This is a genomic window from Allobosea sp. CRIB-10, assembly GCF_900112185.1.
In the GTDB taxonomy this organism is placed as follows: domain Bacteria; phylum Pseudomonadota; class Alphaproteobacteria; order Rhizobiales; family Beijerinckiaceae; genus Allobosea.
In genome coordinates, this window is sequence record NZ_FOKP01000019.1 from 44158 (window position 1) to 55254 (window position 11097).

Here is an 11097-nt window from a genome sequence, read left to right on the forward strand (position 1 = left end):
CGATGAGCGACACGAGCGCCTGTCCCACCCCGCCCATCGGTCGTTCGCTCTGGCAGGACGCGCGCATCCGCCTGCTGCGCAACCGCGCCGCGGTGGCGAGCCTTATCGTGTTGGCGCTGATGACGCTCGCCTGCGTCCTCGGTCCCCTCATGACCGGCCATCCTTATGACCGGGTCTATCAGGACTATGTTCGCGTGCCGGCAAGCCTTTCCGCCTACCCCAAGGATGAGGGACTGCCGGCGGCCGTGCAGCGCATCGCATCTCGCATCAGGGCCACGCCCAGCGACGTCGTGGCGGAGGCAACTCGCGTCAGGCTGGTCCTGACGGCGCAGCGGCCGATCGACCAGCGCCTGCTGGTCTATTTCGACCGTTCCGACCAGTTCGGCACGCCGGTGATCACCGCCAATGAGCAGGAGGGCCGCCGCCTCACGCTCGAAGTCCCGATCGAGCGCCAGTACTTCCTGTTCGGCACCGACTCCAATGGCCGCGACCTGCTGACCCGCACGCTGATCGCCGGCCGGGTCTCGCTCGCCATCGGCCTGCTCGCCACCGGTGTCGCCCTGGTGATCGGCGTCGCCTACGGCGCGACGTCCGGCTATCTCGGCGGGCGCATCGACATGGTGATGATGCGCATCGTCGACGTGCTCTATTCCCTGCCCTTCATCTTCTTCGTCATCCTGCTCGTCGTCTTCTTCGGCCGGAACTTCATCCTGATGTTCCTCGCGGTCGGCGCGATCGAATGGCTCGACATGGCCCGCATCGTGCGCGGCCAAGCGCTCTCGATCAGGCGTCAGGACTATGTGCTGGCGGCCGAGGCGCTCGGCGTCTCGACCGGCGGCATCCTCAGGCGCCATGTCATCCCCAACACGCTCGGGCCGGTCGTCGTCTACGTCACCCTGCTGGTGCCGAAGGTGATCCTGCTCGAGAGCTTCCTCTCCTTCCTCGGCCTTGGCGTGCAAGAGCCGATGACGAGCTGGGGCGTGCTGATCTCGGACGGAGCCCGCGCCATCCAGGCGACGCCGTGGATGCTGATCTTCCCGGCCGCCTTCCTGGTGACGACGCTGTTCTCGCTCAACTTCCTCGGCGACGGCCTGCGCGATGCGCTCGATCCGCGGGATCGCTGAGATGGGAAACGAACCGATCCTCGCCATCCGCGACCTCAAGGTCCGCTTCCGCACCAATGACGGCCCGTGCGAGGCGGTGCGCGGCATCGATCTCGATGTCGGCCCCGGCGAATTCGTCGCTATCGTCGGCGAATCCGGTTCGGGCAAGAGCCAGAGCGTGATGGCGGCCATGCGCCTCCTCGCCAGCAACGGCGAGGTTTCAGGCGCGATCCGCTATCGCGAGGTCGACCTTCTCACGCTGCCGCCCGCCGTCCTGAACAGCTATCGCGGCAAAAAACTCGCGATGATCTTCCAGGAGCCGATGACCTCGCTCGATCCGCTCTTCCGGATCGGCACGCAGATGGCGGCGCCCTTGCGCAAGCATCAGGGCCTGTCCCGAAAGGCGGCGCGGGCGCGGGCGCTGGAACTCTTGAAACTGGTGCGCATTCCGCATCCCGAGCGCCGGCTCGATTCCTATCCGCACGAGCTCTCCGGCGGGCAGCGCCAGCGCGTGATGATCGCGATGGCGCTCGCCAACGACCCCGACATCCTGATCGCCGACGAGCCGACGACGGCGCTCGACGTCACCATCGAAGCGGAGATCCTGGCGCTGATCGCCGAGCTCCGGCAGCGGCTGGACATGGCCGTGATATTGATCAGCCACGACCTTGGGCTCGTCCGGAAATATGCCGAGCGCGTCTATGTGATGAAGGCCGGCGAGGTCGTCGAGAGCGGCCCGGCCCAAGCGATCTTCGAGGCGCCGCAGCACCCATACACCAGGGCTTTGCTCGCGGCCGAGCCGCATGGCCATAAGGCGCCGCCGTCGCCGGATGCGCCGATCTTGCTCGAAGCCCGCGACCTGCGCGTCTCCTTCGACCTGTCACGCGGCTTCCTCAAGCGCGAGACTGTGACGCTGCACGCCGTCGACGGCGTCGACCTGACGCTGAAGCGCGGCCAGACCATCGGCATCGTCGGCGAATCCGGCTCTGGCAAGTCGACGCTCGGGCGCGCCTTGCTCAAGCTTCTTCCCTCCTCCGGCATCGTTCGCTTCGAGGACCGGGCGCTGGCGCCGCTCGACCGCGCCGCGATGCGCCCCTTGCGCCGCAGCCTGCAGGTCGTGTTCCAGGACCCGTTCGGCTCGCTTTCGCCGCGCCTCACCGTCGGCGAGATCATCACCGAGGGGCTGCTGGTGCACGAGCCCGCTTTGTCGCGCGCCGAGCGCGAGCGGCGGGCTGCAGCGGCGCTCACCGAGGTCTGCCTCGACCCGGCGCTGCGCAACCGCTATCCGCACGAGTTCTCGGGCGGCCAGCGCCAGCGCATCGCGATCGCGCGCGCCATGATCCTGCATCCGGCGCTGGTCGTGCTGGACGAGCCGACCTCGGCGCTCGACCGCACCGTGCAACAGAGCATCGTCGCCCTGCTGAAGGACTTGCAGGCGCGGCACGACCTCTCCTATCTCTTCATCAGCCACGATCTCGCCGTGGTCCGGGCCATGGCCGACGAGATCATGGTGATGAAGGATGGCAGGGTGGTCGAGCGCGGGCCGACCGAGGCGATCTTCGAAGCGCCGCAGCAGGACTATACCCAGCGCCTGATCGCGGCCGCGCTGAAGCACTGACACGAAAAAGCGCCGCCTCGCTGGAGCGAAGCGGCGCCCTATCGGTGTCCGGCCAGGGGAGGCCACCGACACCGGCTAGAGTGTTGTTCTCAGCATCTTCTTCACGCGAACCGGTACCCGCTTTGCTCGAAAATGCTCTGGCTATCAGTTCTCGACATAGCTGATCTTGCCGTCCGCGCCCTTCTTCCAGGTGTAGACGGTGTAGTCGAGATTGGTGCGGTCGCCCTTCTTGTCATAGGACATGTCGCCGAGCACGGTCTTGAACGTCATGCCCGAATGCATCGCGGCGGCGACCTTCTTCGGATCGAGCGATTTCGCCTGCTCGGCCGCCTGCTTCATGATCTGGACAGCGGCATAGGAGTAGAGTGTGTAGGCCTCGGGGTTGATGCCCTTCGCTTCGAAGCGCTTGACCACCTCGGCCGCTACGGGCCGCTTGCGCGGATCGGGCGGGAAGGTCATCAGCGTGCCTTCGGTGCCCGGCCCGCCGATCACGGCGTATTCGTCGGAGGTGATGCCGTCGGCGCCCATCACCGTCGTCGTCAGGCCCTGGTCGCGCATCTGGCGCACGATCAGGCCGAGCTCGGTGTGCAGGCCGCCCCAGTAGAGCAGGTCGGCCTTGGCGGCCTTGATCTTCGAGACCAGCGCCGAGAAGTCCTTCTCGCCGGTGTTGACGCCTTCATAGAGCACTTCCTTGATGCCGGCGGCGTGCAGGCCCTTGCGGGTCTCGTCGGCGAGGCCCTGGCCATAGGTCGTTTTGTCGTGCACGACCACGATGACCTTGCCCTTGAAGGTCTTGGCGATATGGCCGGAGGCGACGACGCCCTGCTGGTCGTCGCGACCACAGGTGCGGAACACGTTCCACAGGCCGCGCTCGGTGATCTTCGGGTTGGTGGCCGACGGACTGATCATCAGCATGCCGTTCTCGGCATAGACCTCGGATGCCGGCATCGTCACGCCGGAGTTGAAGTGGCCGACAACCCATTTGACGCCGTCGCCGACGAACTTGTTGGCCACCGAGACGCCCTGCTTGGGATCGCCGACGTCATCCCCGCTCGAAATCACGATCTGCTGGCCGAGGATGCCACCGGCCGCATTGATGTCGGCCACGGCCTGCTCGGCCCCGTTCTTCAATTGCGCACCGAAGGCGGCGCTGGCGCCGGTCATCGGACCGGCGACGCCGAGCTTGATCTGCGCCAGCGCTGCGCCATGCGACATCGCGAATGCGCCTGCGGCGAGCACCGCGATCAGATTGGTCCTCATATCCGTTCTCCTCCACGGTCCGAGCCGTGACCGGACGCTACGTCGCTTGCATTAACCTGTAAATGTGAGATAGCTGGTTACATGACGACTGATCGCACCGGCGGCCCCAGCCGCGCCAGCTCCTTGCCGCTCGTCGCAAGCGAGCTCGCCTTCGACTTCACCAACACCGCCTCGGATCGCGGCGGCCCCGACCAGCTCGAGCATCTGCGCGAGGGGCGCGACGTCGTGCTCTGGGCGCGGCACGCCAAGGTGATCAGCGACGGCGACCGAGACGCCGCGCTCGCCGCGATCGCTGCGGACGAGGCTCTGGCCGCCCGCCTGCTCGCCGAGGCACTGGATCTGCGCGACACGATCTACCGGATCGGCGCCGCGCTCAGCCGCCGCCAGCCTCCAACGGAAGAAGACCGAACGCAGCTCGCCGCCATCCACGCGCATTGCCTCGCCTGCGCCAAGCTCTCGCCGTTCGGTGACGGCTTTGTCTGGCGCTGGGATTCGAGCCAGACGCTGAGCGAGGCGATCCGCGGGCCGATCGCACTGTCGGCTCTGACCGTGCTGACCCAGCAGAACCTCGCCCGCATCAAGCAATGCGAGGGCGACCATTGTGGCTGGCTGTTCTTCGACACCACCAAGAACCGGCTGCGGCGCTGGTGCGAGATGTCGGTCTGCGGCAACCGTGCCAAGGTCCGCGCCTTCCGCCAGCGCCATTTCGAGGCGAAGACGGTCACCTAGTGCCGCCCTGCATCCGACGCTGAGCGGCAAGCCGGCATGCCATCTCGCTTCGCGCCTCCGGCTCGGCTAGGAAAGTCCGCCCTTCCTGCATGAGACCTTCCCCATGAGCCGCACCGTCTACGTCAATGGCGCCTACCTCCCCGAGGAAGAGGCGACGATCTCGATCTTCGACCGCGGCTTCATCTTCGGCGACGGCATCTACGAGGTCTCGGCCGTGCTCGGCGGCAAGCTGGTCGACTGCGAGGCGCATCTGGCACGGCTGGAACGTTCGGCCGGCGAGATCGGGCTCGAGCTGCCCTGCTCACGCGCAGAGCTGATCGCGATCCATCAGGAGCTGATCGCCCGCAACAGCCTGGATGAAGGCAGCATCTATCTGCAGGTCTCGCGCGGCGCCGCCGACCGCGACTTCCCCTTCCCCAAGGGCGTAAAGGCGTCCCTGGTCCTGTTCACGCAGGCGCGCCAGTTCGCCAATACGCCACTGGCCAAGACCGGCATCAAGGTCGTCAGCACGCCGGACCTGCGCTGGGCGCGGCGCGACATCAAGAGCGTCAATCTGCTTGCTCCGGTGCTGGCCAAGCAGTTCGCGGCCGAGAACGGCGCGCAGGAGGCCTGGATGATCGAGGACGGCGTCGTCACCGAAGGCGCTTCGTCGACAGCCTGGATCGTCAAGGGCAAGACGCTGATCTCGCGCCCGCTCTCGCACAAGGTGCTGCCGGGCATCACCCGGACGGCCGTGCTCGCCTTCCTGGCCGAGAGCGGCTTCACCTTCGAGGAACGCGAATTCACCCTGGATGAGGCGCTCGACGCCGAGGAGGCCTTCATCACCTCGGCGACCAGCCTGGTCATGCCGGTGACGACGATCGACGGCCACAGTATCCACAACGGTGCGCCGGGCCCGGCGACGATCCGGCTGCGCGAGATCTATCTCGACCACGCCCGCAAGGGCGGCGTGCTGGGCTGATTGCGCGTCATGCTCGGGTTTGACCCGAGCATCTCGGGACGAGAAGGCGCTCTATCCTGCAAGAGATTCTCGGGTCACCGCTACGCGGCGCCCGAGAATGACGGGTACACCACCCGCTCCCCCGCGACATAGGTCGCGACGATATTCCGCTCGTCGCCGAGCGTGACCAGTACGAAGAGCTCTTCGGCGAGGTCGCGCACCGTTTCCAGCCGGTGCGCCATCGCCCGCGTCGCGGCGGGGTCGAGCACGACGACATCGGCCTCGCGCCCCGCCTCGAACGAACCGATCAGATCGTCGAGCCCGAGCGCGGCGGCATTGCCCAATGTGATCGCATGCAAGGCTTCGAAGGCCGAGAGCGACTGCCCCTGCAGCTGCAGGATCTTGTAGGCCTCGGCCATGGTGCGCAGCATCGAATAGGAGGTGCCGCCGCCGATATCGGTAGCGAGCGCGACCTTGACGCCCTCATGCCGCGCCCTTGCCCAATCGAACAGGCCGGAGCCAAGGAAGAGGTTCGAGGTCGGGCAGAAGACCGCAATTGCACCATGCTGCGCGAAGGCCCGCCATTCGCGCTTGGTCATATGGATGCAATGGCCGAGCAGGCTCTTCCTGCCCAGCAGCCCGTAATCCTCGTAGATGCCGGCATAGTCGGCGGCGTCGGGGTAGAGCTCCCTGGCGAAGGCGATCTCGGCCCGGTTCTCGTTGATATGGGTCTGGACGAAGCAGTCGGGATGCTCGGCGACCAGCCTCTGCGAGGCCGCCATCTGCTCCGGCGTCGAGGTCACGGCGAAACGCGGGGTGATCGCATAGAGCTGGCGGCCCTTGCCATGCCAGCGCTCGATCAGCGCCTTGCTGTCGGCATAGCCGCTCTCGGCGGTGTCGGTCAGCGCCGGCGGCGCGTTGCGGTCCATCATCACCTTGCCGGCGATCATGCGCGTGTTGCGCCGGTGCGACTCGGTGAAGAAGGCCTCGGCCGACTGCTTGTGCACGGAGCAGTAGACCGCCGCCGTGGTGGTGCCGCTCGCCAGCAGCTCGTCGAGCAGGAAAGCCGAGAGCTTCTGCGCATGGCCCTGCTGCGCGAGCTTCTGCTCCTCGACGAAGGTGTACTTGTTCAGCCACTCCATCAGTTGCGCGCCATAGGAAGCGACGACTTGAGTCTGCGGCATGTGGATATGGGCGTCGATGAAGCCCGGCATGATCAAATGCGGGCGATGATCGATGATGGCCGCGCCGGCCGGCAGCGTCGGCAGCAGTTCCCTCGCCTCGCCCGCCGCTTTGATCAGGCCGCCCTCGATGACGAGCAGACCGTCCTCGACATAACGGTGCGCAACCTCGCCGATCTGATGCGGATCGCCGACGAACCAGAGAAGCCGGCCGCGCAGGGCCGATACCGCACCGTCTTTGCTCAAGGCTCGCCGCTCCGGCTCAAATCGTGATCATATCTGCACCAAATCAAAGCTTCCGGCCAAGCCGCGAACGTGCCTAATCTTGGGGCATGAATCCGATTTGCGAGCGGCCGTGCCGCCATGCGTGAGACCGTGCGTTTCCTGCTCGGCGACGAGCCGGTCGAGATCGCCTCCTGCGATCCGACCCGCACCGTGCTCGACTGGCTCAGGCTCGACCGGCACCGCACCGGCACCAAGGAAGGCTGCGCCGAGGGCGATTGCGGCGCCTGCACCATCGTCGTCGGCCGGCTCGACGGCGACCGGCTGCGCTATGAGGCGATCAATGCCTGCATCCGCTTCCTGCCGACGCTGGACGGCTGCCATGTCCTGACCGTCGAACATCTGAAGGCGTCGGACGGTGCGCTCCACCCGGTGCAGCAGGCAATGGTCGACTGCCATGGCTCGCAATGCGGCTTCTGCACCCCCGGCTTCGTCATGTCTCTCTTCGCGCTCTGGCTGAACGAGCGGGCGCCCTCGGTGCAGCGCATCGAGGACGCGCTCGCCGGAAACCTGTGCCGCTGCACCGGCTACGAGCCGATCATCGCCGCCGCACAGCGCATGGATGCCGCCGAGCGCGAGCAGGACCGCTTCGTCGCAGCGATGCCCGCGACCATCGCCCGGCTGAAGTCGCTCGCGGATGGCGAGACGCTCTCGATCGGCGATGGCGAGCGCCATTTCTACGCTCCCGCCACCGTCGATGCACTGGCCGAGCTCGTCAGCACCCACCCGCAGGCGACGCTTGTCGCCGGCGCCACCGATGTCGGCCTCTGGGTCACCAAGGGCATGCGCCGACTCGATCCGGTGATCTCTCTTGGCCGCATCGACGAATTGCGCGGGATCTCCGACGAAGGCGACCATCTGCGCTTCGGCGCGATGGCGAACCAGATCGCGGTGCGCGAGGCGCTGGCGACCATCTCGCCGCAACTCGACGAGATGATGCGGCGCTTCGGCGGCGAGCAGGTGCGCAATGCCGGCACGATCGGCGGCAATATCGCGAACGGCTCGCCGATCGGCGACCTGCCGCCGGCGCTGATCGCGCTCGGGGCGACGCTCGTGCTGCGCAAGGGCAGCGAGCGCCGCGAACTCCCGCTCGAAGCCTTCTTCCTCGACTATCGCAAGCAGGACCGGCAGCCGGGCGAGTTCGTCGAGGCGGTACTAGTGCCGAAGCTACCGGCGGGGGCGCTCTTCCACATCTCGAAGATTTCGAAGCGTTTCGACGAGGATATTTCGGCTGTTTGCGGCGCCTTCTATCTGGAACTGGACGAGGCCGGCCGCATCAGAGAGGCGCGGCTCGCCTATGGCGGCATGGCCGGCATCCCGAAGCGGGCGAAAGCCGCCGAAGCCGCTTTGCTCGGCCACTCCTGGAACGAGGCGACCATCGCCACCGCGATCGCCGCCCTCGCCCAGGATTTCACGCCGCTGACCGATATGCGGGCTTCGGCCACCTACCGGCTCAAGGTCGCCGGCAACCTGCTGCGGCGCTTCCTGATCGAGACGACGACTCCGGATACCGCTACCCGCGTCGCCGGCCTGCTGGCGGAGGCCGCTCATGGCTGACGCGCGCAAACGGCTCGACGCGACGGCGACGCGGCCGATCGTCGGCGCGCCGTTGAAGCATGATTCAGCCGAGAAGCATGTCGCTGGTGAAGCTCTCTACATCGACGACATCGCCGAGCCGGCCGGCCTTGCCCATGCCTATATCGGCCTCTCGACCATCGCGCATGGCAAGCTGCTCTCGCTCGACCTATCTGCCGTCGAAGCAGCGCCGGGCGTGCTGTCGGTCCTTACCGCCACCGACATACCCGGCGAGAACGACATCTCCTCGACGCACAAGCACGACGAGCCGGTCTTCGCGACGGCGGACATCCTGCATCACGGCCAGCCGCTCTTCGCAGTCATCGCCGAGACGCGCGAGCAGGCCCGCCAGGCCGCGCTGTTGGCCAAGGCGACCTATGACGAAGCACCTCCGCTGCTCGACGTCGCCGCCGCCCGCGCTGCCGGCTCCGAGCTCGTCACCGAGCCGCTCAAGCTCGAACGCGGCGACGTCGTCGCTGCCCTCGCCGGCAGCCCGCGCCGGCTCAAGGGCTCGATGGCGATCGGCGGGCAGGATCATTTCTACCTCGAAAGCCAGATCTCGCTCGCCATCCCCGGCGAGGACCAGGACATGCTGGTGCTGTGCTCGACCCAGCATCCGAGCGAGGTCCAGCACATGGTCGCAAACGTGCTCGGCGTCGGCGCGCATGCGGTGACGATCGAGGTCCGGCGCATGGGCGGCGGCTTCGGCGGCAAGGAGACGCAGGCCAATCTCTTCGCCTGCGTCGCCGCGCTCGCCGCGCGCAAGCTGAATCGGCCGGTGAAGCTGCGCCCCGATCGCGACGACGACATGGTCATCACCGGCAAGCGCCACGACTTCGTCGTCGACTACGAGATCGGCTTCGACGATGACGGCCGCATCCATGCGGTCGATGCCGTCTATGCCGCGCGCTGCGGCTGGAATGCCGACCTGTCCGGCCCGGTGACGGACCGGGCGTTGTTCCACATGGATAACTGCTATTTCTATCCGGCGGTGCGGGCCCGCTCGGAGCCCTTGCGCACGCATACGGTCTCTAACACCGCCTTCCGCGGCTTCGGCGGGCCGCAGGGCATGGTCGGGGCCGAGCGCTTCATCGAGGAGGTCGCCTACGCTACCGGGCTCGATCCGCTGGAGGTGAGGAAACGCAATCTCTATGGCGGCGACGGCCGGGAGACCACGCCCTATCACCAGCCGGTCGAGGACATGATCGCGGCCGAGGTGATCGACGACCTCGAGCATTCCTGCGACTACCGCGCCCGCCAGGAGGCGATCCGCGCCTTCAACCGGACGAGCCCCATCATCAAGCGCGGCATAGCGCTGACGCCGGTCAAGTTCGGGATATCCTTCACCGCGACCTGGTACAATCAGGCCGGCGCGCTGGTGCATGTCTATACCGACGGCACGGTGGCGCTGAACCATGGCGGCACTGAAATGGGCCAGGGGCTCTATCAGAAGGTCGCGCAGGTGGTGGCGCAGGCCTTCGGCATCGGGCTTGGCGACATCAAGATCACCGCGACGACGACCGGAAAGGTGCCGAACACCTCGGCCACCGCCGCCTCCTCCGGCTCCGACCTCAACGGCATGGCGGCGCTCGATGCCTGCGAGACGATCAAGCAGCGGCTCGTCGCCTTCGCGGCCAGGCACTGGCAGGAAAAACCCGAGGCGATCGCCTTCCTCCCCGGACGAGTCCAGGTCGGCGCCCGCGAGATCGGCTTCGCCGAGCTGATCAAGGCGGCCTACATGGCCCGCGTGCAACTCTCGGCCACGGGCTTCTATGCAACGCCGAAGATCCATTGGGATCGCAAGGCCGGACGCGGCCATCCGTTCTACTATTTCGCCTATGGCGCCGCCGCGGCCGAGGTCGCGATCGACACCCTGACCGGCGAGTACAAGGTCGAACGCGTCGACATCCTGCACGACTGCGGCAACTCGCTGAACCCGGCGATCGACAAGGGCCAGATCGAGGGCGGCTTCGTCCAGGGCATGGGCTGGCTGACCACCGAGGAGCTGGTCTGGGACGAGAAGGGGCGGCTCAGGACGCACGCGCCTTCGACCTACAAGATCCCGGTCGCCTCCGACCGGCCGCGCATTTTCAACGTCGCGCTCTTGGAGAAGGCGCCCAATCGCGAGCACACCATCCATCGCTCCAAGGCGGTGGGCGAGCCGCCGCTGATGCTGGCGATCAGCGTGCTGCACGCGCTCTCCGATGCGGTCGCCAGCGTCGGCGATCATCGCTTCTGTCCGCAGCTCGATGCGCCGGCGACGCCCGAACGGGTGCTCGATGCGGTCGAGCGAGTGCGGGCCCTGGCGGAGGGCGGGCGATGATCGTGAAGGTGCCCGCGAGATCCCCTCTCCCGGAGGACTTGCCCCGCGCACGGCTGCTCACATGGGCTCCTCCCTTCCCCCTTGTG

Annotated in this window: 8 protein-coding genes; 6 read left to right on the forward strand and 2 right to left on the reverse strand. The window is 67.0% G+C overall.

Annotated features, from left to right (window positions below):
• Nucleotides 1-2 precede the first annotated feature (2 nt).
• Both BMZ69_RS21285 and BMZ69_RS21290 read left to right on the forward strand, forming a co-directional pair.
• On the forward strand, nucleotides 3-1124 hold the full coding sequence (locus BMZ69_RS21285) for an ABC transporter permease subunit (RefSeq protein WP_092160465.1): 1122 nt from the start codon (nucleotides 3-5) through the stop codon (nucleotides 1122-1124).
• 1 nt (nucleotide 1125) lies between these two features.
• Nucleotides 1126-2721 (forward strand): ABC transporter ATP-binding protein, encoded by a 1596-nt coding sequence (locus tag BMZ69_RS21290; RefSeq protein WP_092160466.1) that lies wholly within the window; start codon nucleotides 1126-1128, stop codon nucleotides 2719-2721.
• A 144-nt stretch (nucleotides 2722-2865) separates the two neighbouring features.
• On the opposite strand, the gene BMZ69_RS21295 is transcribed toward BMZ69_RS21290, so the two are convergent.
• Nucleotides 2866-3981, reverse strand: a complete 1116-nt coding sequence (locus BMZ69_RS21295) for a branched-chain amino acid ABC transporter substrate-binding protein (protein WP_092160467.1) — start codon at nucleotides 3979-3981, stop codon at nucleotides 2866-2868.
• An 81-nt stretch (nucleotides 3982-4062) separates the two neighbouring features.
• Here BMZ69_RS21295 and BMZ69_RS21300 point away from each other — a divergent pair, with 81 nt between their 5' ends.
• Both BMZ69_RS21300 and BMZ69_RS21305 read left to right on the forward strand, forming a co-directional pair.
• Nucleotides 4063-4710 (forward strand): CGNR zinc finger domain-containing protein, encoded by a 648-nt coding sequence (locus tag BMZ69_RS21300; protein ID WP_092160468.1) that lies wholly within the window; start codon nucleotides 4063-4065, stop codon nucleotides 4708-4710.
• Nucleotides 4711-4813: 103 nt separating this feature from the next.
• Nucleotides 4814-5671, forward strand: coding sequence for a D-amino-acid transaminase (locus BMZ69_RS21305; RefSeq protein ID WP_092160469.1), 858 nt, complete (start codon nucleotides 4814-4816; stop codon nucleotides 5669-5671).
• Between the two features lie 80 nt (nucleotides 5672-5751).
• Here the strand turns inward: BMZ69_RS21305 and guaD are convergent, their stop codons facing one another.
• On the reverse strand, nucleotides 5752-7077 hold the full coding sequence (guaD, locus tag BMZ69_RS21310) for a guanine deaminase (protein WP_244543463.1): 1326 nt from the start codon (nucleotides 7075-7077) through the stop codon (nucleotides 5752-5754).
• 117 nt (nucleotides 7078-7194) lie between these two features.
• Here guaD and xdhA point away from each other — a divergent pair, with 117 nt between their 5' ends.
• Together xdhA and xdhB are read left to right on the forward strand one after the other, a co-directional pair.
• Nucleotides 7195-8670 carry a xanthine dehydrogenase small subunit gene (xdhA, locus tag BMZ69_RS21315; protein WP_092160470.1) on the forward strand — a complete coding sequence of 492 codons (1476 nt, stop codon included), beginning with the start codon at nucleotides 7195-7197 and terminating at the stop codon, nucleotides 8668-8670.
• Nucleotides 8663-11011: a xanthine dehydrogenase molybdopterin binding subunit gene (xdhB, locus tag BMZ69_RS21320; protein WP_092160473.1), complete on the forward strand. Its 2349-nt coding sequence runs from the start codon at nucleotides 8663-8665 to the stop codon at nucleotides 11009-11011. The genes xdhA and xdhB overlap by 8 nt, the downstream gene beginning before the upstream one ends.
• Nucleotides 11012-11097 lie beyond the last annotated feature (86 nt).